Raw genomic sequence first — 22341 nt, forward strand, 5'->3', positions numbered from 1 at the left:
CTACCCACCCGTGATGTCGGCATTGCTGCGCGATTCGATCTCGAAGCGCGGCGGCGGCTCGTCCACCCATTGCCAGAACAGCTGGTAACCCACGGCCAGCACGATGGGGCCGATGAACAACCCGATCACGCCACCGGTGACCATGCCTCCGAGCGCACCTACCAGGATCACCGGCATCGGCACGTCCACGCCGCGCCCCAGCAGCAGCGGCTTGAGCACGTTGTCGGACAGGCCGGCAATGAACACATAGATGGCAAAGACGATGTTGGCGGCGCTGGCGCCCTGCGTGGCAAAGACCAGCACGATCACCGGGATCGTGATCAGCGTGGCTGGCAGCTGCATGATGCCCAGCAGCAGCACAGCCAGCGCCAGCAGCCCGGCGCCTGGCACGCCCTTGATGACGAATGCGATGCCGATCAGCAGCATCTGGATGAACGCGATACCCACCACGCCCTGCGCCACGGCGCGCACGGTAGCCGTGCACAGCGTGGCAATCCGTGGCCCACGCTCGGGCCCCGAGATGCGCGACGCGATCTGGATGGCGCTGCGCGTACCCAGTTCGCCGTAGGCCATGATGATGCCGGCGATGATCAGCGCGCCGACAAAGACCAGCAAGCCCACGCCCACGTTGCCCATGGCGCCCAGCACGCCCAGGCTGGCCGTCTTGATCTGCGGCCCCAGCTTCTGCAGCAACCCGGTAATGTCGGTGGCGGCCATCTGCCATGCGTCATGGATTTTCTGTCCCACCACGGGCAGGCCGGCAATGGCCTCGGGTGGCGGCGGGATATGGAACTCGCCGCTGCGGGCGATGGCCATGGCATGCTCGACCGATTCGATCAACGCGATGCCCAGCAGGTACGTGGGCACCAGGACGATGGCGATGACCAGCACGATGATCAGCGTGGCGGTGCGCCCGTCGCTGGCGAAAAGCTTGCCGCGCAGCCGCAGTTGCAGCGGATAGAGCGTGATGGCCAAGATCAGCGACCACACCAGCAGGTCCAGGAACGGCCGGAAGATCCGGAAGCAGAAGACGGCCAGCAGCGCGATCAGGCCGAAGCGGATGAACGTGTCGATCAGCGTGCGCGACATGGTCGCGCTCGAAAAAGGGGCTTGCGGCATCGGCGGCCTCCGTTGCAGCGCGCGCATTGGCCAGCTCGAATGCCGGCTTGAACGGCCTCTTTGACAAGAGTCCGTCAATCGCCCGGCCAATGCAATTGGTCCTTGGGCCAAGCATTGGACCAAGGTCCATTGCCAAAGCGCGATGCAATGTCCAGATTGGTACGCAGGGACACTGTGCGCACGTACATTCTTGAGGATCAGACATGGCAAGAAAGACGCGGCAGCCGGAGGCCGGCACCGGCACCGACACCGACACCTCCAGCGATGGCGAGGCCGGCGCCGCGCTCGGCCGCAAGGACTACGACCGTGCGCTGGCCGACCTGCACGTGGAACTGGTGCACCTGCAGGAATGGGTCAAGGCCACCGGCGCCAAGATCTGCATCGTGTTCGAGGGCCGCGACGGCGCCGGCAAGGGCGGCACCATCAAGGCGCTCACCGAGCGGGTCAGCCCGCGCGTGTTCCGCGTGGTGGCGCTGCCCGCGCCGACCGACCGCGAGAAGAGCCAGATGTACATGCAGCGGTACATTCCGCACCTGCCCGCCGCCGGCGAGGTGGTGATCTTCGACCGTAGCTGGTACAACCGCGCCGGCGTGGAACGCGTGATGGGCTTTGCCGCCGACGAACAGGTGGAAATCTTCCTGCGCGCCGTGCCGCTGATGGAACGCGCCATCGTCGGGTCTGACATCCTGTTGCTCAAGTACTGGCTGGAAGTCACGCCGGAAGAGCAGACGCGCCGGCTGAAATCGCGCATCGAGGACGGTCGCAAGACCTGGAAGCTGACCGACATGGATCTGAAGTCGTACAGCCGCTGGTTCGACTACTCGCGTGCCCGCGACGCGATGTTCGCCGCGTCCGATACCGACTATGCGCCCTGGCACGTGGTGCGCTCCGATAACAAGCGGCGCGCCCGGCTGAATATCATCAGCCACCTGCTGGCCACCGTGCCGTACAAGCGCATGGCGCGCAAGGAGGTGACCCTGCCCGCGCGCCAGAAGGCGGGCAAATACAAGGCCCCCGACTACCCGTACCGCTACATCCCCGAGAAGTTCTGACGTACAAAGGGGACGCGCGCCTCAATCAATCCTTGATCGCGGTGTTCTTCTTCCAGTCGCCGCCAGGCTGCTGGCAGTACCAGCCCGTCCAGCGCTCGGGCTGCCGGCCTTGCTGGCGAAATTCGCTGCGGATCTTGCGGCAGTGCTGGCCTTTCTCATCCTTGGTCTTGAGCGGCGTGAACGCGCCGTCGGTGGTGCGGCCACGGGCGTCCGGCGCAAGCTGGAACGGCACGCGCGTGCCATCGGCGGACTCGGACAGCGTCTTGCCGAATGTGGTGCGCAGCTCCGCCACCTGGTCCTTGTTCAGCGTGCCGACGATCGTGTTGTTCAGGAAATTGTCGAAGTAGGCGTGCGCCGGGCCGGTCAGGCCAAACAGCGCGGCCGCGCACAGGCCGCGCCATCCCGCAAGGTGTTTCATCGTTGCCTCCATGCCGTGCGCCTCGACGCAACTATTTCGCCGCGCCGGGCGTGACCGATATCGCCACGGCCTCGGTGTACACGGCCTGCACGCGGTCACCCTTCTTGACGTCCTTCATCTGGTCCGGGTCATCCACGCGCAGGTCCACCGTGCGCCCTTTCGGTCCCTTTACCGTCACGATCTGCTTTTCCTTGTCGACGGCCACCACCTGGGCCACCACGGTCACCTCGCGCCCCACGCGGCCGCCGGGCTTGGCGCCGGGGTCGGCGCGCTCGCTGATCTCGCGCTCCTGCATCGATGGCGCGCCGCCGCCCTTCTTCAGGCTCACGGTCAATGCCTCGTTGTACTCGACGGTGACCTTGTCGCCCACGCGAAGCTGGTCGAAGTTGCGCGCCTCATCGCCCACCGTCATCTCCGTCACCTTGCCGGTACGCGTCTTGAGCGTGACCTTGCGCGACGCCTTGTCGATGGCCGTGATGGTGGCCGTTGCCGTGGCCGTGCCAGTTGCCGTGGTCTGGCCAACGCCGCGCGTCACGTCCATCTTCATGTCCGGCTGGGACTGGGCGTATGACGCCGCCGGCAGGCAGAGCAACGCTGCCGCCACGATTGCCGCTTGCTTGAACATAGGGCCTCCCTGTGGTTATCCGTTACTGGATGGTGTAGCCGCGCCCCTGCATGCAGGCCGAGTACGCGCGGTAATAGGTATCCATGGCGCCCGCCTTCTGCGACTGCGCATTGGCCTGGGCGTTGCGCTGGTTCTGCCGCGCGCGGTGTCCGCCCGCCATCGTGCCCACCGCCGCACCGGCCGCGGCACCCGTGCCCGCATCGCCGGCAATGCCGCCAATCACCGCGCCGCCCAGTGCGCCCCGCGCGGCGCCGCCCACGCGCTCGCCACCGCCTACGGCCGGACCGCTTGGCGCCGGCGCGGGTGCAGCCGCCACGGCGGCGGGGTCGATGCCGGTGTTGGTCTTGGCCCACGAATAGCACTGGCCATCGTCCTTTTGCTGCTGGGCCTGGCTCTGTCCCTTGGCGGGGTAGACAATCGGTTTCGACTGCGCGAGCACGCCCAGGCTTGCGCTCAGGGTGGCGATGGCGGCGGCGCCCACCAGCGCTGCCGGGATCCTCGATCTGGACATGGTCTACTCCTTGGCTGGACTGGCCGGTGCGCCCGGGTCGGGCCCGGGGCCGGCGTCCCTGGCGGCCTGTTTCGCGAGCTTCTTTTTGCTCTCTCGCTCCAGGCCCCAGAAGAACATCGGAATGAAGAAGATGGCGATCACCGTGGCTCCGAGCATGCCGCCGATCACGCCAGTGCCCAGCGACTGCCGGCTGGCGGCTGACGCGCCGCTGGCGATGGCCAGAGGGATGCAACCCAGGATAAATGCCAGCGACGTCATGATAATGGGCCGCAGCCGCAGCTTGGACGCCTTGACCGCCGCGTCATACGCGCTCAGGCCCTCCTTGACGCGCATCTCCACGGCGAACTCGAAGATCAGGATGGCATTCTTGGCCGCCAGCGCAATCAGCACGGTCAGGCCGATCTGGAAGTACACATCGTTTTCCATGCCTCGCACCAATATCCCGACCAGCGCGCCGAACAGCGCGAACGGCACGGCCAGCAGCACGCCAATTGGCAACGACCACTTCTCGTACTGCGCCGCCAGGATCAGAAACACCATCAGCAGCGCGAACGCGAACACCATGGCCGCCGTCGAGCCCGCCTTCTTTTCCTCATACGCCTGGCCGCTCCACGCATAGCTGTAGCCCTGCCCCAGCAGCTCGGCGGCCACTTCCTCCATGGCCTGCAGCGCCTGCCCCGAGCTGTAGCCCGGCGCCGCATCGCCGGTGATCTTCGCCGCCGGGAAATTGTTGAAGCGCGTGACCAGGTCGGCGCCCGCCACCCAGCGGGCGGTGGTCACCGCCTTGATCGGCACCATCTCGTTGCGCGCATTGCGCACGTAGACCTTGTCGATGTCCTCGGGCCGCGACCGGTACTCGGGTTCGGCCTGCAAGATCACCTGGAACAGCCGGCTGTTCTTCGGGAACTGGCTCACGTACAGCGACCCGAACATGGTCTGCAGCGCGGCGTACACCTGTTCCACCGGCACGCCTTGCGTCTCCGCGCGCTCGCGGTCCAGGTCCACTAGCAGCTGCCGCGAACGCGTGTTGATGGTGGAACTCACGCCGCGCAGCTCCGGACGCTGCCGCGCCTTGGCGATGAACGCGCGCGTGTGCTCTTCCAGCTGCTGATAGGTGCCGTCACCGGTGCTCTGCAGCCAGAACTCGAAGCCGCCCGTGGTGCCCAGCCCCGGGATGGACGGCGGGTTCACCGGGATCACCAGCCCCTCGCGATAGGTGGAGAACTCGCGGTTGGCCTGGGCAATCAGGTCGGCGGCGCTCTCGCCCTTGCCGCGTTCGTGAAAGCCCTTCAGCGTGATGAACAGCGTGCCGGCGTTGGCCTTGTTCTGCGAGTCGATCAGGCTGAAGCCGTCGGGCACGGCCACCGACTTGACCGCCGGCTGCTTCTCGAACCATTCGGCCGCGCGCTTCGACAACGCGCCCGTGCGGTCCAGGCTCGCCGCATCGGGCAGGATCACGGCACCCAGCAAGTAGCCCTGGTCCTCCACGGGCAGGAACGACGACGGAATGCGCACGAACATCAGCACGCTGGCCACGATCAGCGCGGCCACGATGGCAATCGAGATCACGGTGCGGCGGATCACGGTCTGCACGGCCGCGCCATAGCCTTCCACCAGACGGTCGAAGCTGCGGTTGAACCAGCGGAAGAAGCGGTTCTTCTCGTGGCTGCCGGGCTTGAGCAGGATGGCCGCCAGCGCGGGCGACAGCGTCAGGGCCACCACGCCGGACAGCAGCACCGACACGGCCAGCGTGATGGCAAACTGCTTGTAGAGTTGACCCGTGATGCCGGACAGGAACGCCACCGGAATGAACACTGCCAGCAGCACCAGCACGATGGCGATCACCGGCCCGCCCACTTCATCCATGGCGGCCTTGGCGGCCTCCTTGGGCGGCATGTGGAATTCCATCATGTTGCGCTCGACGTTCTCGATCACCACGATGGCATCGTCCACCACGATGCCGATGGCCAGCACCATGCCAAACAGCGTGAGCATGTTCACCGAGAAGCCAAAAGCCGCCATGGCCGTGAACGTGCCTATGATCGACACCGGCACGGCCAGGATCGGCACCAGCGTGGCGCGAAAACTCTGCAGGAACAGATAGACCACCAGGATCACCAGGATCACGGCATCGCGCAGCGTGTGCACCACCTCGTTGATCGATTCCTGCACGAACTCGGTGGTATCGAGCGCGATCTCGTATTCCAGCCCCGGCGGAAACGTCTTCTTGGCCTCTTCCAGCGTCTTGCGGACCTGGCCCGCCACGGCCAGCGCATTGGCGCCCGGCTGCTGGTACACCGCCAGCAGCGTCGCCGTCTTGCCCTTGTAACGGCTGCGCAGCGAGTAATCCTTGGAACCCAGCTCGGCGCGGCCGATGTCCTTGAGCCGCACCAGCGCAGCGTCACCCGACGCCGCACGCAGGATGATGTTCTCGAACTCGGCCGGCTCGGTCATGCGGCCCTTGGTGGCCACCGGAAACGTCTGCTTGACGGGCCCCGAGGTGGGCGACTGCCCGATGCGGCCTGCCGAGAACTGCTCGTTCTGGTTGGACACCGCGGCCTTGACGTCCTCGGCCGTGATGCCGAGCTGTGCCATGCGGTCGGGTTTCAGCCAGATGCGCATGGCGTAGTCCGGCGTGCCGAAGATGGCCGACTGGTTGGCACCCGGAATGCGCTTGAGCGAATCGAGCACGTAGATGCTCGTGTAGTTGTCGACAAAGGTCTGCGCATAGCTGTTATCAGGCGAATAAACCGCAATCACCATCATGAACGCCTGCGAGCGCTTTTCGACGGTCACGCCCTGCCGGGTCACGGCGTCGGGCAGCGTGGGCAGCGCCAGGTTCACGCGGTTCTGTACATCCACCTGGGCCAGCGACGGATCGGTGCCGATCTCGAAGTACGTGGTCAGCGTCATGTTGCCAGTGGACGAACTCGACGACGACATGTAGAGCATGTTGTCCGCACCGTTGACCTGCTGCTCGATCGGCGCGGCCACGTTCTGCGCCACGACTTCGGAACTGGCGCCCGGATAGGTCGTCGACACCGTGATGCTGGGCGGCGTGATGTCGGGAAACTGGGAAATCGGCAGGTTGAACAGCGCCACCAGCCCGCCCACCACGATGATGATAGACAGCACCGATGCAAAGATCGGCCGGTCGATAAAGAAATGCGACAGCTTCATGAGGCCGCCCCCTTGCCAGCGGGGGGTGCTCCCGGCGAGGCAGGTGCGGAGGGCGCGGCCGGTGCACCGGGCTGCGCGGGCGGTGGGCCGTCAGTTGCCTGCTGCGGTGGCCCGGGTACGGGCTTGACCGGTGCACCCGGCGCCAGGCGCACCGCGCCGTCGACGATCACGGTATCGCCCTCGCGCAGGCCCGAGCGGATCACCCAGTTGCCGCGCGACCATTCGCCCACATCCACCACACGCGATTCGGCCTTGTTGTCCTTGCCCACCAGCCACACCGACTGGCCGCGCTGGCCCTGCACCACAGCTTCCTGCGGCACCGTGATGGCGCCCGTACGTACCGCGCCAATCAGGCGCACGCGCACGAACTGGCCCGGCCGCAACGCGCCCCTGGTGTTGGGCATTTCCGCGCGGATCAGGTAGGTGCCGGTTTCCGAATTGAACGATGCATCGGCGAATGCGATGTGCCCGCGCTGCGGATAGGTGGTGCCATCGGCCAGCACGATCTCCACTTCCATGGCGCCGCGCTCGGGCACCTTAAGCGTGCCCGCCGCGGTCTGAGACTGATACTGTAGTACCTCGTTCTCGGACAGGCTGAAGTTGATCCAGATCGGATCGAGCTTGGCCACATACGTAAGCAGGCTGTTCGACGAATCGATGTACGACCCGACCTGCTTCTTAGCGTAGCTGGACAACCCGTCAACCGGCGATGAGATAGTGGTGTAGCCGAGGTTCAGTTTCGCGTTGGTGACGTTGGCCTTGGCCGCCTCCACGGCGGCGGCGGCGGCCTGTTCCTGCCCAGTGGCGTCGTCCAGGTCCTTCTGGCTCAGAGCGTTCCTGGCGGCCAGCGGCCGCACTCGTGCCAGATTGGCGCGCGCAGTAGTCAGGCGTGCCTGCTGCTGTGCCAGTTCGGCCTGCGCGGCCTCCAGCGCGGCCTGGAACGGCTTCTGGTCCATGCGGAACATGACCTGCCCGGTCTTGACCAGCGTGCCCTCGGTATAGAGCCGCTGTTCCAGGAAGCCGTTCACGCGCGCCCGGATCTCCACCTGCTGCGAACTCTGGGTTTCGCCAACGTACTCGTAGGTCAGCGGCACCTCGTGCAGCGCCACCTTGACGACGCCCACTTCGGTCACCGGCGGCGCGGCGGGCCCCTTGGCTTCCTGCTTCTTGCAACCGGAGACAGCCAATGCCACTGCCAGGGCAAGCGCTAGCCAGGCCCACCGTCCGCGCATGGATTCCAGACCGCTTGCCATTGTCGTATCTCCCGCGCGCGTCAGCCGCCGCTACCTGAAGCGTTCGCGCAGCACCAGCGCGTTGATCTTGTGGCCGTTCCAGAACACGTCGTGGATGCGCGGCACCAGCGGCTGCAGCGTGGCCTGGTCGACCGTCTGGAACGTCAGCGTCACCGATGGCCGGGTGCCGTCGCCTTCCTGCCGCTCATACGCGTCGTACGGCGGAAAGCCATAGCGCTGCAGAAAGTCCTTCACCTGCTCCTCGGTCGTGTCGGGATGGAGGTTGGAAAGCATCAGTATCGACATTTGCCGGTCCCCCTTGTTCAGCTTCCGGACCATTCAGGCGGCTCATGCGCCGCGGCCCGTCCTGCTAAGAGTGTGCCCGCTGCCGCCTGCTTGGCAATTGGACCAAGGACCAAAGGCATGAGGCTATGGCATCACGCTGCGCACCAAGGCCAGCAGCTGACTGCCGTCGAACGGCTTGCGCAGGTAGCCCAGCGCGCCCGATGACAATGCCGCGTCGCGCGCCTCGGGTACGTCATGCGCGGTGATGAAGATCAGGGGCAGCGCCAAGCCGGACAGGTGTGCCTGCACCTCCAGGCCGTCCATTCCCGGCATGCAGACGTCCAGGATCACGCAGCCGGGGCGATACGCGGGCTGGTCCTGTATCCGCGCCACAAAGTCGGCGCCGCTGGTAAAGGTATCGACCGTGATGCCGGCGGCACGCAGCAGTCTCGTCGTGGATCGCGCCACCGAGGCATCATCGTCGACCACCACCACGAATTTTCCGGTAGCACCCATTTGCAGGAACGCGCAGCCAAATCGTAAGCAGGTATGTGCTTAGGCTACGAGACGCACGGGGCCGGCGATATTGGCCCATGGTCCATCCGGACGCCGGGGTGCGACGGCGCCGATGCGCGCGGCGGCTCAGGCGGCCGGGTCCGCCACCATACCCATGCGGTCCGCGATGCGGACCAGCGCCGGCAGGGAGTCCACTTCCAGCTTCTGCATCACGTGGGCGCGATGTACCTTGATGGTCTTTTCCACGGTGCCCAGCCGGTTGGCCACCTGCTTGTTGCGGCAGCCCGTGACGATCCAGCCCAGCACCTCGCGCTCGCGCGGTGTCAGCCGGTCTACCTTCTTCTGCAGGTCGCGCAGCTCGCGCGCCTCCGCATGCTGGCGCTGCGCGCTTTCGCATGCCTTGTCCACCGCGCCCAGCAGTTGCACATCGGACACCGGCTTTTGCAGGAAGTCGCTCGCGCCCGCCTGCATCGTCTGCACTGCGCTGGCGACGTCGGCATGGCCGGTCAGGATGATGACTGGAATTCGGCTGCACAGCGCCTGCTGCAGGTCGATGCCGCTCAGGTCCGGCAACTGCAGGTCCAGCAGCATGCAGCATGGCGCGCTGTCGAGGTCGGCATGTTCCAGGAACTCGCCAGCGGAAGGAAAGCCCGTGGACGCGTAGCCGTGCGCACCCAGCACGCGGCCCAGCGCGCGGCGCACGCTGTCGTCGTCGTCGACGATATATACGATGGACCTGGTCGCAGGCATGGCTACCTCCGGGAGGATGCGGTGCGAAGCCGGGCCGCCAGCGCGACCGGCGCGGGGTGGTGCGCGCTGGCCGTGGCCGTGTCTTCGATGCGCAGCAGGCATTCGAACGTCATGCCTTGGTCGCTGTTGTGAATGGCGCGCAGGCGTCCGCCATTGCGTTCCATGAGCGCGCGGCTGAACGACAGACCCAGGCCCATGCCTTTCGGCTTTGACGAATAGAACGGCCGGAAGATCTTGTCGACATCGGCCTCCGCCACGCCGCAGCCGTTGTCGCGCACGCACAGCCGCAGCATGCCGTCGCGCGCGAACACCGATACCAGCACGTCGCGCGGATGATCCGGCGGCAGGCTCTCCATGGCGTCCAGCGCATTGACCAGCAGGTTGAGCAGCACGAGCTGGATTTCCATCGGGTCGCCCATGGCACGTGGCAGGCTGCGATCCGCGGCGCCTTGCACGGTCACGCCTCGCGCGCGCGCCTCATTGTGCACCAGTTCCAGCGCCCGCGCGATGACGTCGCCCATGTGGAATGGCACTAGGCGTGGTGCCTCGCCACGGATCAGCGCCCGCACGCCCCTGACGATGTCGCTCGCGCGCGAGGCATCGCTGACGATGTCATCGAGGATTTCGCGGATCTCCTCCTGCGCCGATGCCCCCGACATCAGGTATTCGCGCGCCGCCTGTGCATTGCTGGTAATGGCGGTAAGCGGCTGGTTCAGTTCGTGCGCCAGCGATCCGGCCAGTTCGACCATGCCAGGGCGGCTGGCGATATCGGATAGCGGACTGCCGTCCACGACGCGCAGCGCGTCGCTGTGGCGCGCACGCAACGCGCGCCGCACGGGCAGCGCACCCAGCGCCAGGGCGACGGACGCGCCCACGAGCAACAACGGGACCCATCTCATGGTGGCAAGTGCAAGCGGTCAGATATCGAGCTTGCTGACTTTCGTACCTTCCAGCGACAGGTTGGCCATCAGACCCGCGTTGGTCAGCACGAAGCCGATGATCGGCGCGCGCGCCGTGTTGGTGTCGACCTGGCCGTTGGCACCGATTGTGGCCAGCGCCACCGATCCGTCCACGCCGGCCGTCCAGCCCTTGCTGGCCTGGAATTTCTGCAGCGCGGCGTCGGTCATGAACATCATGATCAGCGCCTTGGACTGCGCGCCTGCCAGCAGGCCGAACGACGCCGACGTGGTGCGGTAGTAGCCCACCGAGGCATTGTTCACGCGCAGCGCGCCCTCGCCGTACTCGGCGCCCACGATAAAGCCGCCCGCGAGGATCTTGGGAAACACCAAAATGCCTTTGGCCTGCTGCGCCAGGCCTCGCGCGGAGCTGGCCGAGGCAAACAGCTTGGTCATGGTGCCGTCCACGCCGGCATCGATTTCGCGGCGTTTGGCCGCCGCGTCGCTGCCCGACATGTTGGTGGTGCATCCAAACAATGCTGGCGCCAGTGCCAATGAAGGCAGGCTCACGAACAGCCGTCGATTCATAGTGATCTCCCTCTGGAAACGGGAGGACGCCAGGGGCGAACGGACGACCGCGCGCAAGGCAGGAAGGCCGCCGCCGCGCCTGATACTTGCTGCATCCCTGTACGACCTACCCCTTGGCAATGCCGTCGAGCGCTATCGCTTTTTCTGGTTTGGATGAATGTGCCATATCAAGTTAGGTCGGCGACTTACCTATTGCAATCTTTACTTGGGCAGCGCGTGAATATTTAATAATTACTGAAGAAAATTCTCATTCACATTGATGGCTGTCTTATTGGATTACTTAATTGGCCAAGCGCACCGGGCGTTACTTGCGCACGGTGAATCGATTGCCTGTACAAGGGAAACTAGCGGGTCCCGGCGGTCATCGGCTGCAGTAATTCCGGTGCAACCTTGCTCCATCCGGAGCCCGGATCGAAGGTATCGATCGTAGCGGCGCGCCTGGCCGTATCGCGTCCCAGGTCGCGTTCGTAGACCTGGCCGTCGTGGCTGACCAGGAAGCTCTTGATGCCGGTATCGCCATAGCGTGCGGGCCATGCCAGCACGGCAAAGCCGCCGAACAGCTTGCCATTGACCAGATACGTATATTTTCCGCCGGGCGCGCTGGCGCCCTGCCCGTTCAGCAGCTTGTAGCGATAGCCGTTATATCCGTTCTCGGCGCTGTGATGGCTCGCCACGGCGTCGATGAACGCCGGCCCCAGCGGGCTTTCCGGCTGGCCGGGTGTGGTGGGCCAGTAGAGCCCGTCCTGCCTGCCAGGCGAACTGACCAGCTTGCGCGCATACACCAGCAGGCCATTGCCCTCGTGGTTGCCCATCGCGTAGTCGTGCTGCGCATCGTAGATGGCCAGCATGGTCTGGATGGTCGACAACTCGTTACGGCCGATGCGCCGCAGCCTGATTTCGTCGATGCCTTGCCGCGTGTCGAATTGCCAGCGGCCATTGCGCTGCACCAGCGGTATCGGCAGCGTCCAGCCATCGTTGCCAACGGCCACGCGCGCCAGGCCGTCGGCGCCGCCGACAATGCGATGCGACTGGTTCCATGCCGCCAGGAAGCGGTACCTGAGGTCGGCGCCCACGGGCGGGATCATGCGCCGCTGCTCGGCACCAAGCAGCGTCGTCAAGGCCGCGTCGTCACTGGTGGCCACCGCGTTGCCGAACGCATTCATGGCGGCCTCGGGCGTGTCGAACGCCTTCTGTGCCTGCGCGGCCGTCATCAAACCCAGCGCCATGCCCAGCGCCAGGACTCTGCCAATGATGTGCACGATGCGCGCGCTCCAGGTAGTCATCGTCCTCTCCCGCTAGCGGCGTCCGCCACGCCCACCGCCCCCGCCGAAGCCTCCACCGCCACGGCCGCCACCCCCCGAGAAGCCACCGCCGCCGCGTCCGCCTCCGCCCCCCTGGAATCCGCCGCCGCCACCGCCACCGCCACGATGGGCGGCCGACTGTCCGCCGCCAAAGCCACCGCCCGCGCTGGCATGGCCACGGTCGAAATCGCGCTGCGACGCCGCGCCGCCACCGCCCACGCCCTGGAACGCGTTGTCGCGCCCGCCGCCGCCCATGCCCGTGTGCTCGGCCCGGCCACCGCCGCGGTCGCTCATGCCACCCCGGTCACCGGCCCGGTCCCCCGCGCGGTCGCCAGCTCTGTCACCAGTCCGATCCCCAGCCCGGTCGCCGCTCCGATCGCCCATGCGGTCGCCCGCGCGGTCGGTGCCGCGATTTCCAGCGCGGTCACCTCCCCGGTCTCCTGCTCCCTCACGCCCCCTGAAGTCGTTGCGGCGATCCGCGCCGCCCACGTTGTTGCCGAATTTCTCGCGCGTGGCGTTGTCACGATAGGCCACCCCCTTGCGATGGCTGGCATCGTGCTTCCACTTGCCGCCGCCCTCCACCTTCGTGCGGTCGAAGTTGCGGTCGATATTGGTAGCCCGGTTCACGTTGATGTTCACGTCGCCGCCTCCCCAGTTGCAGTTGCCGAAGATGGCGCCCGCCGCCGCCAGGCCTACGCCCCACGCAAAGCCGGTGGCCAGCGCGGCGCCCGGATAGTAGGCCGGATACGGCGGCCAGTAGTACGGCGGATAGGCCGGATAGCCCCAACTGCCATACACCACCGTCGGGTTGTACGCGGGCACGTAGATGGTCTGTGGATTGGCCGGCTCGATGATGATGGTCTGCTGCGTGGTCGCGCCTTGCGGCGCCGGCTGGACCGTCACGTTCTGCTGCTCGTTGGACTTCAGGTTGCCGGATTGCTGCGCCTTGGCGCGCAGCCGCTGCACCGCCGCCAGCACGTCCTTTTCCTGGGCCAGGAACGCATCGCCCAGCTTCTGCGTCCAGTCGAGCTTGTCGTTCATCGGCTCCAGCGCCTGCGGAAACGCCACCAGCGACTTCACGCTGACATCCCACGGCTGGTCCTGCACCGCCTTGATCGCGGCGTCGCCCTTGACGTTTGGATTGGCCTTGACCCAGCGTGCCGCCTGCACGACTTCCAGCGGATAGGTGGACGCCATCAGCACCTGCGACAGCACCGAATCCGGATACAGCGCGATGGGCGCCACCAGCGCCTCGATCTCCTCGGGCTTGAATGTAGGCTTCTGCGCCGGCTCGGACTGCGCCATGGCGTGGCCCATGAACGCCAGCAGGCATCCCAGCAGCCAGAGCCCGATGCCGCGCATCCGGCACGTTTGTCGCACCTGTCGCATGCTGCCGCCCCCTTCCGTCGAAATGTGCTGGCCCGCACCCGTTCCACCTTTCAGCAGAACATATAGATGGCGGGCGCACGCTCGGCAATGTGACCTTGGTCCAATGCGGCCCGGCGCAGTACGGCTTTGGTCCAATTCGCATCCGCCCCGCGCTCACGTAGGCTTGCCAGCATTGCCGAACGCCGCCGGGCCATCCCGGCCGACCGCATGGGCCGCATGACGTTTCCAGGATCCGGGTTCGTCCGCCGGGGGTGCCTGGCCGTGCTGCTGCCATCGCTGCTGTGGTGGGGCGGCACGGCGCCGGCCCGCGCGCAGCAAACCCCCGACCTCAAGCTGTTCGGCCCGGCGGTGCAGCGCCAGGCCAACGCCGTGCTGACGCTGATGAGCTTTTCGGTGGTGCCCGACCTGGCGTCGAGTTCACTGTCGATCACCGACGCGCAGACCGCCAATCCGGGCGTGATCATGTCGCAACTGGGCGGCGGCTTCACCCTGAGCAAGTCGGTGCCCATCTATATGGAAGGGTCCATCGCCTACAGCCGCTACGACCCCACTTTCGTGGCATCGGACGGCATCGAGTCGCGCGAACTGCCCACGCGCTGGAACACTGTCGCCGGCACCGTCGGCATCGGCTGGGACTTTCCGCTGACGGAGGACCGCGAACTGGTGTTCCGCCCCATCCTCAACGCGTCTCTGGGCAATGTGTCCAGCGACCTGCGGCTGGCGCAGGGGTTCGTGAACCGCAAAACCGACCGCGACATCAACTTTCTCGACGGCGGATCGCTGAACGCCTACGGGCTGGGCGGGTCGGTGATGCTGGACTGGGAACACTACCGGCCCGAACACGACATCGACCTGGAACTGCGCTACACCCACATCGAACTGCAGAGCTTCGGCGGCTCGTCGTCCGCGGTGCAGGGCCACGCCACGGCGCAGACTGCCAGCCTGTACGCGCGATGGCGCGCGCCCACCGGCTATTTCGCGCTGGACCGCCCGGTCCGCTACGTGCTGGAGCTGTCGCACTCGCACTACTTCGGCGCGCAGGCCGGCGCGCTCGGGTTCAACTACCTGACCACGCTGGGATTGGGGCTGGAGCTGGACACCAGCGCTCACGACGTGTTTGTCACCCGCGTGCGCGCCGTGGTGCGCTATGTGTTCGGCAACAACGTGTCGGGCATCTCGCTGGGGCTCGCCGCCAGCTTCTGATTCTGACGCCGCGCAGCGTGGTACGTTGCATCCGCGCCGCATTTTACGCGCGAGGATTTCGCAGTTTTCTGAATTCTCTGGCGCGCGCCTGTCTTCAATTGACCGGCCATGGCGAATGCCTTTACGGTTGCCCGGTTGTTGATGAGATCATTGCGCGTGGGACAGGCCTCGTATCCGCACCCGTCCCGCAGCCAGCCACCGCGCTTCCGCGCGCCAGCAAGCCCTCCGCGGCACCCCTACTCCGCCCCCCTTCGACCGCACCCGCGCGTCTGTCCTGTGACAGGCGCAACGGATGTTCGCATCCGTTCCGATAGTTGTCGTCAGAAAGCTGGAGTTCAGTTGTGCAGCAGAAAATCCTTTCGTCATCGATCCGTGTATTGGTGTCCGGCGCGGCAGGCACCGGTACGATCCTCACGATCTCGGCGCTTCCTTTTGTCGCCCACGCACAGCCCGTCAAGGTGCTGCCTGCGGTCACCGTCACCGACAAGGGGTTCGAGAACACCAACGCCGCGCCCACCGGCATCGCGCGCCTGCCCGATACCGTGAAGGAAACGCCGAAGACCATCTTCGTCATTCCACGCGAGTTTCTCGACGCCCGGCGTGACGCACGTGCTGACGCTGCTGCAGGCCGAACTCGAAGCAGCCATGGCGCTGCTGGGGTGTCCCACGCTTGCGGCGCTGGACAGCACCACGATCTACCGGCCGTAGCGGCGGCGGTGCACTCGGCCGCGCGTCGTCAGGCGCCGTCGGGAGCGCGCAGGGGCAGCGTCACGGTCACCGTGGTCTGCCCGTCGCCCGAGGTGGCCGCGATGGTGCCGCCATGCAACTCGACAATCGACCGGCAGATGGCCAGCCCGATACCCATGCCGTCGTCCTTGGTGCTGAAGAACGGCTCGAAGATCCGGGCAAGCTGGTCTGGCGCAATGCCGCGCCCGTTGTCGATGACATCGATGATGGCCGTATCGTCGGCGCCACGCCGCGTGCGCAGCACCACTTCGGCGCTGCCGGGGGGGCCCTCGCTCCGGGCTTCGACGGCGTTGAGCAGCAGGTTGAGCATGACCTGCTGGATCTGCACGTGATCTCCGTACACCGGCGACAGCGTGGCATCGAGATCGAGTTGCAGGTTCACGCTGGCGACGTTGACCTTGCAGTCGGCCAGGGGCAGCACCTCTTGCAAGGCCTGATCGAGCGCGAACGGCTGCGGCGGCAGCGGCTCGCGGCGCATCATCGCGCGCAAGCTGGCGATCACGCGCTCGGCGCGCTCGGACTGCTCCTGGATACGGCGGAGGCCTTCGGTGACTTCGTCGGCGACGGGCGAGTCGCGGTTCATCCAGCGCGAGATGGCGCCCGCCTCGATCCGGATGGCGGTCAGCGGCTGGCGGATTTCGTGGGCAATGGATGCAGCAAGCGTGCCCAGCGTGGCCACGCGCGCCAGATGCACCATCTGTTCCTGCAGGCACTGGGCGATGGTCGTGGCGGTGCGGCAGGGGCCAGCATCGGGACCGGCGCCGCTCAGGTTTTCCTCGATGCGCCGCTCGATGGCCAGCGCAACGTCCCGCACCATCCGGATAGCGTCCTGCTGGAATGGCGCGTCCGAGGGCGGATCGGTTTGCGATGTCACGGGGGGACGTCTCCGGGAGGTGATCGAGAAACACCGAAAGCGGCGATGCACCAGAAGCTGTTGGCTTCCATGGCACGCCGTACGGCAGTCAGGGCCAATCTACGCGATGCCAGCGCCGTTGCCTTGTCGATTTGTGCCGCGCCTGGCAGGCCTGTGCGCAAACTTGCCGCACTATGTGTACCCGGCAACGCTTCAGGCTACGCAGCGCCGGCGCCAAGCGCCAGGGGCCACGCCCATATGCCGCGAGAACGCCCGCGTGAAATGGCTCTGGTCGGCAAACCCGCAGGCCACGGCCACCTCAGCCAGGGGCATGGCGGCATTGGTCAGCAGCACGCAGGCGCGTTCCAGCCGTTGTGCCAGCAGCCACTGGTAGGGTGTCTGTCCGGTGGTGTCGCGGAATGCACGCGTGAAATGACTGCGCGACAGCGCGCAGGCATCGGCCACCTCGGTAATCGACACATTGCCGTCGATGCGCGCGGCCAGCAGTTCCTTGGCCCTGGCCACACAGCGCGGGGACAGCAACCGGTTGATCTTGGTCGACTGCACCGCCTCGTCACCATATTGGCCTACCAGATGCGTGCCGATGGTCATGGCGAGCTGGTCGACGAACAGCCGGCAGGCCTGCTCGGGACGGCATAGCGCCGGCACCAGTGCCTGGGCCAGCAGCGCCAGCACCGGATCTGCCTGGCCTGCGGTCTCGCGCAACCCCCGCAGGCGGATCCGCCCCATCTCGGCGCTGGTGCGCTCGATGAAGCTGCGCGGCAACTCCATCAGGATGAAATCGAAACGGGTCTGGTAGTCGGCCTTGTAGTCCTCGGCCAAGCTGCGGACGTAGAGGTCGCCAGCCGCGAAGTCATGCGTGCCAGCACGCTGGCCGCGAATGATGCGGCGCCGGTGGCCGGCTTCCAGCGCAATGCCGGCCACGAAGCCACGCTCGGCCGCCGGCATGGAAATCTGGCCCGACTGGTGGCGTGAACTCTTGCGATGGAAATGAATGTCAGCGCCCACCAGCGCCTGGTCGGCGTGCAACTTGTCCGAGGAACAGCCGAACGTATCGACCAGACCTTTCGGTACCTTCGGGGCGGAGGTGGCTGGGGTTGTCGACATGGTGAAAGTCCGCGAAGCATCGCGAGGATTCACGATGATGCTGCATGATTCTTACCAGATCCTTGCAGAAGCGGGCGGGCGCAGCATAGCATGCCCAATGTGGCCGAAGCATCGCGGCGGCGTCGGCAATCGCACACAACCTCAGGCCAGCCCTTCATGAAACCGTACGTGCAAGTCGAGGATCGCCATGCGTTCGATGCCATCGTCGACGCGCGCTCTCCCGCCGAGTTCGAGATTGACCATATTCCGGGCGCCATCAACTGCCCGGTGCTCGACAACGAGGAACGGCGCATCGTCGGCACGCTGTACAAGCAAGCTGGCGCCTTCGAGGCCCGCCGCTTGGGCGGCGCCATGGTGGCCGCCAACCTTGCGCGCCATCTGCGCGGGGCGTTCGCCGAGCATCCGCAGGGCTGGCGGCCGCTGATCTATTGCTGGCGCGGCGGGCTGCGCAGTGGTGCCATGACCACCTGGATGCGGATGGTGGGCTGGGACGCCCAGCAGCTTGCCGGCGGCTACAAGTCGTGGCGCCGCCATGTCATCGCCACGCTCGAATCCCGCTCCCCCCAACTGCCCCTGGTGGTGATCTGCGGTGCCACCGGCAGCGGCAAGACGCGCGTGCTCCACGCCCTGGCCGCGCACGGCGAGCAGGTGCTGGATATCGAGGGCCTAGCCCGGCACAAGGGTTCGCTGCTGGGCGCGCTGCCCGGTATTGCGCAGCCATCGCAGACCGGCCTGGAGACGGCGCTGGCCGATGTGATCGATCACATCGACCCGTCGCGCCCGTTGTTCGTGGAAGGCGAAAGCGCGCGCATCGGGCAACTGAACCTGCCGGTGCCGCTGGTCGCGCGCATGCGCGACAGCCTGTGTGTGGAAATCGAGGTACCGATGCCGGCGCGGCTGGCCTTCCTGCTGCGCGACTACGCGTACCTGGGCGACCGTCCCGAATGGCTGGCCGACCAGCTTGGCCGGCTCAAGGAATTACACGGCAAGACGACCATCGACGCCTGGCAAGCCATGGCCAGGACGCGCGACCTGCCGGCGCTGTTCGCCGAACTGGCGGGGCGCCATTACGACCCGTCCTATGCGCGTTCCCAGCGCAAGCATTTCCATCGGTGGGAAGACCGGATGATCGTGCCCGCCAACTGCCTGTCGACCGAATCCATCGACGCGCTGGCCGTCGAGATCGCCGGGCAGGTCAAGGCACGCTCGCCGGGATAGCCTGCTGCGCCGCCCAATTCGTCACCTCATGGGCCGACCCAGAGAACGCCGAAGCTTGTAGACCCTACAAGCATTCGGAAAATCCTACGGGGGCAACCCTCGGGTCGCCCGCCCCGGCTCGTTATGAGCCCGGCAACCCCATTGGCAGGAAACTTGCGGAGCGCCGTGCATGTGAAACGCGCACACCTCCCTCCATGGCTCCGGACGACACCCTCGCAGCGCTGATTGGCCGCCATGCCAGCGATGGCGGCGGCATCCCGTTGCCCGGTCACGGCCACACACTGGCGCGCTGGCGGCTGTTCGCCAGGATCGCCGCCAGGCACGGTGCCGTGGCCATCAAGCTGTTCGAGGCGCATGCGGACGCACTGGCCATCCTGGCCGAAGTCAGCCAGGCTCGGCCGGCGTCCGATACCCAGTGGGCCGTGTGGGCCGCCGAGCCGCCGGATGCCCGTGTGCACGTTCGCCCCACTTCTGGCGCCGCCACACTTGCCCACACCCGTGCGCTGGCCGTACGCACCGGCATCGCCAACGGGCGCCCGGCACGGCTCAATGGCCGCAAGGCATGGTGTTCGGGTGCGCTACAGGTGTCCCACGCGCTAGTGACCTGCCACGACGACGACAGCGGCACGCTGATGGCGGCCATCGACTTGCGCGGCCACGGTGCCACCGTGACAACCGAAGGCTGGCACGCCGTGGGCATGGGCCAGACCTGTAGCGGCGATGTATTGCTGGAGGATTGTCCCGCGCTGCTGATCGGCGGCGATCGCGCCTACCTGGACCGGCCGGGCTTCTGGCACGGCGGCGCCGGCATTGCCGCGTGCTGGTATGGCGCCGTGCTGCCATTCGAACAGGCGGTGCGCCAGGCTGTGCGCCGCCACGGCGACGCCCACGCGGCGGCCCACCTCGGCGCCATCGACGGCGACCTGCGCGGCGCACTGGCCCTGTTGCGCGAGACTGCCGCCTGGATCGACGCCCGGCCCGACGCCGATGCCTACGTGCCGGCCATGCGCCTGCGCGGCGCCGTCGAGGCTGCCGTGCTGCGCGTGATGCAGCGCGCCGGCAATGTGCTGGGCGCCGGGCCGCTTTGCCGCAATGCCCGGCTGGCAGCGCTGTTTGCCGACCTGCCGGTGTTCCTGCGTCAAAGCCATGCCGAGTGCGACCTCGCGAAGCTGGGCAGCGTGCTGAGCCAGGACGAGGACGCGGCCGACAGCGGATACCAGCCATGAGCCGCCCCGACTTCACCGAGGTATTCACGGAAATATTCGATCAGGACGACCCGTGGGGCTTGGAGTCGCTCTGGTACGAGGCCCGCAAGCGCGACCTGCTGGTCGCGGCGCTGCCTGAAGCTCGCTATGCAAGGGCCCTGGAAGCGGGCTGCGCCACCGGCATGCTGACCGAGCGGCTTGCCGCGCGCTGCGATGCCCTGCTGGCGGTCGACGTCATGCCGCGCGCCATCGAGCGCACGCGCGCCCGGCTGCAGGGCACGGCGAACGTGCAGGCCAGCGTGGCGCAGCTGCCCGCGGACTGGCCCGCCGGTCGCTTTGACCTGATCGTCCTGAGCGAGCTTGGCTACTACTTTGACCCGGCCGACTGGCAGCGCACCGCCGAACTGGCGGCCGCCGCGCTGACACCGACGGGCACCCTGGTCGCCTGCCACTATCAGCGCCAGTTTGCCGATCGCCGGATGTGCACCGAGGACGTGCACGCCGCCGTGGCAGGCCAGCCGGGACTGCATCACCACGTCCATCACCTGGAGCCCGACTTCCTGCTGGAGGTCTGGTCGCGCAATCCGCAACCGCTGCGCCTGCGGGAGCCCATCCTGTGATCGGCGTCGTCGTACCCGTCCATAACGAGGAGGCTTGCCTGGAAGCCTGCCTGCTGGCGCTGCGCACCGCCGCGCTGCATCCCGGCCTGAACCGCGAGCCCGTGATGTTGGTGGTGGTGCTGGATGACTGCAGCGACCACTCGCTGGCGATTGCCAGCCGCCACGGGCCAACCCACGTCACGTGTCTGACCATCGCGGCGCGCAACGTCGGCATGGCCCGGCATACCGGGGCCGAGCACCTGCTGGCACGCGATGCGCGCTGGCTGGCGTTCACCGATGCCGACAGCCGCGTGGCGCCGGACTGGCTGGTGGCGCAGCTTGCGCTGTGCGCCGACGCGGTCTGCGGGCTCGTCGATGTCGACGACTGGAGCGGCCACCCCGCGCACGTGGCCGCGCACTTCGCCGCGCAGTATCGCCACGTGGAGGATCATCGCCACATCCACGGCGCCAACCTCGGCGTCTGCTCGCGCGCCTATCGCCGGGCCGGCGGCTTTCCGCCGGACGCCAGCTGCGAAGACGTGGCGCTCGTGCAACGCCTGATCGCGCTCAATGCCGAGATTGCCTGGAGCACGCTGCCCCGGGTGGTCACCAGCGCGCGCACCCGCGGCCGCGCACCGGCCGGATTTGCCGACCATCTGGCCGCACTGGCGGCGCTGGCCACCCTAGAGACTGTTTGCGGCGGCCCCGACCGCCCCATTTCCGTTGATATCGATGCCACTCCTGCAGATTCCAGAACCGCTGACCGTTATCTCGCCGCATCTTGACGACGCCGTCTTCAGTTGCGGCGCGCTGCTCGCCGCCGCGCAGGGCGCGGTGGTGCTGACGGTACTTGCCGGCATACCGGATGCCGCCTTGCCGCTACCGGACTGGGACCGCGCAGCCGGCTTCACCAGCACCTCGCAGGCCGTGGTGATGCGGCGCCGGGAAGACGCGCGCAGCCTGGGACGACTCGGTGCGCGGCCGGAATGGCTCGGTTTCCTGGACGGGCAATATCGCACGCCGCATGCGGCCGAGGACATCATGAGGGGGCTGGCGGCGTCGCCCGCGCTGCAACGCGGCGGCACCGTGGTGGCACCGATGGGCCTGTTCCACAGCGACCATGAGCTGGTCGCCCGGGCCTGCCTGCTACTGCGCGGCACCATCGGCGCCATGCGGACCGCGCAAGCCGTACAGGCCACACACGCGGCGGACGACGGCATGCCGACACCGCCCGTGCAGTGGCTGTTCTATGAAGACGCGATACACCGCCGCATGGCGGGCGTGGTGCAGGACCGCTTGATGGAATGGTGGCAAGCGGGCCTGATCGCGACACCGGTGCACGTTCCGCTCGCGCGCTGGCAAGGCATCAAGATGGAAGCCGTGGAAGCCTACGAGAGCCAGCTTCCGCTGTTCAGTGCCGGGCAACTGGCCGACATCGGCGCGCCGGAACGATACTGGTCGGTCGATATGGCGCCAGCGAACGCGCCGGCACCGGCTGCCTGACAGGACGCTCCGCAAGCGGGGCG

Annotated in this window: 23 protein-coding genes; 8 read left to right on the plus strand and 15 right to left on the minus strand. The window is 66.9% G+C overall.

Translation table 11 applies throughout. The features are described 5' to 3' along the window. A complete protein-coding gene (locus MFF62_RS07160; RefSeq protein WP_238261621.1) occupies positions 1-1119 on the minus strand; it encodes an AI-2E family transporter in 1119 nt (372 codons plus the stop codon). Positions 1120-1322: 203 nt separating this feature from the next. On the opposite strand from MFF62_RS07160, the gene ppk2 reads away from it, so the two are divergent. Further along, positions 1323-2171, plus strand: a complete 849-nt coding sequence (gene ppk2, locus MFF62_RS07165; RefSeq protein WP_238261623.1) for a polyphosphate kinase 2 — start codon at positions 1323-1325, stop codon at positions 2169-2171. A 25-nt stretch (positions 2172-2196) separates the two neighbouring features. Here ppk2 and MFF62_RS07170 read toward each other — a convergent pair whose 3' ends face one another. From MFF62_RS07170 to MFF62_RS07225, 12 genes are all read right to left on the minus strand, one after another. After that, positions 2197-2589: a hypothetical protein gene (locus MFF62_RS07170; protein WP_238261625.1), complete on the minus strand. Its 393-nt coding sequence runs from the start codon at positions 2587-2589 to the stop codon at positions 2197-2199. Positions 2590-2620: 31 nt separating this feature from the next. Continuing rightward, positions 2621-3214 carry a hypothetical protein gene (locus MFF62_RS07175; RefSeq protein ID WP_238261627.1) on the minus strand — a complete coding sequence of 198 codons (594 nt, stop codon included), beginning with the start codon at positions 3212-3214 and terminating at the stop codon, positions 2621-2623. 22 nt (positions 3215-3236) lie between these two features. Next, positions 3237-3725, minus strand: coding sequence for a glycine zipper domain-containing protein (locus MFF62_RS07180; protein ID WP_238261629.1), 489 nt, complete (start codon positions 3723-3725; stop codon positions 3237-3239). Positions 3726-3728: 3 nt separating this feature from the next. Further along, positions 3729-6905 carry an efflux RND transporter permease subunit gene (locus tag MFF62_RS07185; protein ID WP_238261631.1) on the minus strand — a complete coding sequence of 1059 codons (3177 nt, stop codon included), beginning with the start codon at positions 6903-6905 and terminating at the stop codon, positions 3729-3731. Beyond that, complete coding sequence (locus MFF62_RS07190; protein ID WP_238261633.1) at positions 6902-8158, minus strand: efflux RND transporter periplasmic adaptor subunit; 1257 nt, start codon at positions 8156-8158, stop codon at positions 6902-6904. The genes MFF62_RS07185 and MFF62_RS07190 overlap by 4 nt, the downstream gene beginning before the upstream one ends. 30 nt (positions 8159-8188) lie before the next feature. Then, positions 8189-8443 carry an RNA recognition motif domain-containing protein gene (locus MFF62_RS07195; RefSeq protein ID WP_238261635.1) on the minus strand — a complete coding sequence of 85 codons (255 nt, stop codon included), beginning with the start codon at positions 8441-8443 and terminating at the stop codon, positions 8189-8191. A gap of 123 nt (positions 8444-8566) precedes the next feature. Further along, positions 8567-8938, minus strand: a complete 372-nt coding sequence (locus MFF62_RS07200) for a response regulator transcription factor (RefSeq protein WP_238261637.1) — start codon at positions 8936-8938, stop codon at positions 8567-8569. Positions 8939-9064: 126 nt separating this feature from the next. After that, positions 9065-9688, minus strand: a complete 624-nt coding sequence (locus tag MFF62_RS07205; RefSeq protein WP_238261639.1) for a response regulator transcription factor — start codon at positions 9686-9688, stop codon at positions 9065-9067. A gap of 2 nt (positions 9689-9690) precedes the next feature. Beyond that, the gene (locus tag MFF62_RS07210; protein WP_238261641.1) at positions 9691-10587 is read right to left on the minus strand and encodes a sensor histidine kinase; all 897 of its coding nucleotides are present in this window, start codon (positions 10585-10587) and stop codon (positions 9691-9693) included. An 18-nt stretch (positions 10588-10605) separates the two neighbouring features. Continuing rightward, positions 10606-11172 carry a BPSL1445 family SYLF domain-containing lipoprotein gene (locus MFF62_RS07215; RefSeq protein ID WP_238261643.1) on the minus strand — a complete coding sequence of 189 codons (567 nt, stop codon included), beginning with the start codon at positions 11170-11172 and terminating at the stop codon, positions 10606-10608. Positions 11173-11516: 344 nt separating this feature from the next. Beyond that, positions 11517-12455 carry a DUF2950 domain-containing protein gene (locus MFF62_RS07220; protein WP_238261645.1) on the minus strand — a complete coding sequence of 313 codons (939 nt, stop codon included), beginning with the start codon at positions 12453-12455 and terminating at the stop codon, positions 11517-11519. 12 nt (positions 12456-12467) lie between these two features. Next, entirely contained in the window at positions 12468-13862 is a 1395-nt protein-coding gene (locus MFF62_RS07225) for a DUF3300 domain-containing protein (RefSeq protein WP_404990687.1), read from the minus strand. Positions 13863-14078: 216 nt separating this feature from the next. Here MFF62_RS07225 and MFF62_RS07230 point away from each other — a divergent pair, with 216 nt between their 5' ends. Both MFF62_RS07230 and MFF62_RS07235 read left to right on the plus strand, forming a co-directional pair. Further along, on the plus strand, positions 14079-15065 hold the full coding sequence (locus MFF62_RS07230; protein ID WP_238261646.1) for a hypothetical protein: 987 nt from the start codon (positions 14079-14081) through the stop codon (positions 15063-15065). 600 nt (positions 15066-15665) lie between these two features. Next, positions 15666-15773: an alpha-hydroxy-acid oxidizing protein gene (locus tag MFF62_RS07235; RefSeq protein ID WP_238261648.1), complete on the plus strand. Its 108-nt coding sequence runs from the start codon at positions 15666-15668 to the stop codon at positions 15771-15773. Positions 15774-15801: 28 nt separating this feature from the next. Here the strand turns inward: MFF62_RS07235 and MFF62_RS07240 are convergent, their stop codons facing one another. After that, the gene (locus tag MFF62_RS07240) at positions 15802-16686 is read right to left on the minus strand and encodes a sensor histidine kinase (protein WP_238261650.1); all 885 of its coding nucleotides are present in this window, start codon (positions 16684-16686) and stop codon (positions 15802-15804) included. A gap of 192 nt (positions 16687-16878) precedes the next feature. Beyond that, a complete protein-coding gene (locus MFF62_RS07245) occupies positions 16879-17793 on the minus strand; it encodes an AraC family transcriptional regulator (RefSeq protein WP_238261651.1) in 915 nt (304 codons plus the stop codon). 156 nt (positions 17794-17949) lie between these two features. Here MFF62_RS07245 and mnmH point away from each other — a divergent pair, with 156 nt between their 5' ends. The 5 genes from mnmH to MFF62_RS07270 all read left to right on the plus strand — a co-directional run bounded on the left by mnmH (position 17950) and on the right by MFF62_RS07270 (position 22318). Next, entirely contained in the window at positions 17950-19011 is a 1062-nt protein-coding gene (mnmH, locus tag MFF62_RS07250; RefSeq protein ID WP_238261652.1) for a tRNA 2-selenouridine(34) synthase MnmH, read from the plus strand. A 194-nt stretch (positions 19012-19205) separates the two neighbouring features. Next, complete coding sequence (locus tag MFF62_RS07255; RefSeq protein WP_238261654.1) at positions 19206-20237, plus strand: acyl-CoA dehydrogenase; 1032 nt, start codon at positions 19206-19208, stop codon at positions 20235-20237. Then, complete coding sequence (locus MFF62_RS07260; RefSeq protein ID WP_238261658.1) at positions 20234-20836, plus strand: SAM-dependent methyltransferase; 603 nt, start codon at positions 20234-20236, stop codon at positions 20834-20836. The genes MFF62_RS07255 and MFF62_RS07260 overlap by 4 nt, the downstream gene beginning before the upstream one ends. Continuing rightward, the gene (locus tag MFF62_RS07265) at positions 20833-21600 is read left to right on the plus strand and encodes a glycosyltransferase family 2 protein (protein ID WP_238261660.1); all 768 of its coding nucleotides are present in this window, start codon (positions 20833-20835) and stop codon (positions 21598-21600) included. Before MFF62_RS07260 ends, MFF62_RS07265 begins: the two co-directional genes overlap by 4 nt. Beyond that, on the plus strand, positions 21548-22318 hold the full coding sequence (locus MFF62_RS07270) for a PIG-L deacetylase family protein (protein WP_238261662.1): 771 nt from the start codon (positions 21548-21550) through the stop codon (positions 22316-22318). Before MFF62_RS07265 ends, MFF62_RS07270 begins: the two co-directional genes overlap by 53 nt. Positions 22319-22341 lie beyond the last annotated feature (23 nt).

It is taken from the genome of Cupriavidus pauculus, assembly GCF_022179805.1.
GTDB classification, from domain to species: domain Bacteria; phylum Pseudomonadota; class Gammaproteobacteria; order Burkholderiales; family Burkholderiaceae; genus Cupriavidus; species Cupriavidus pauculus_E.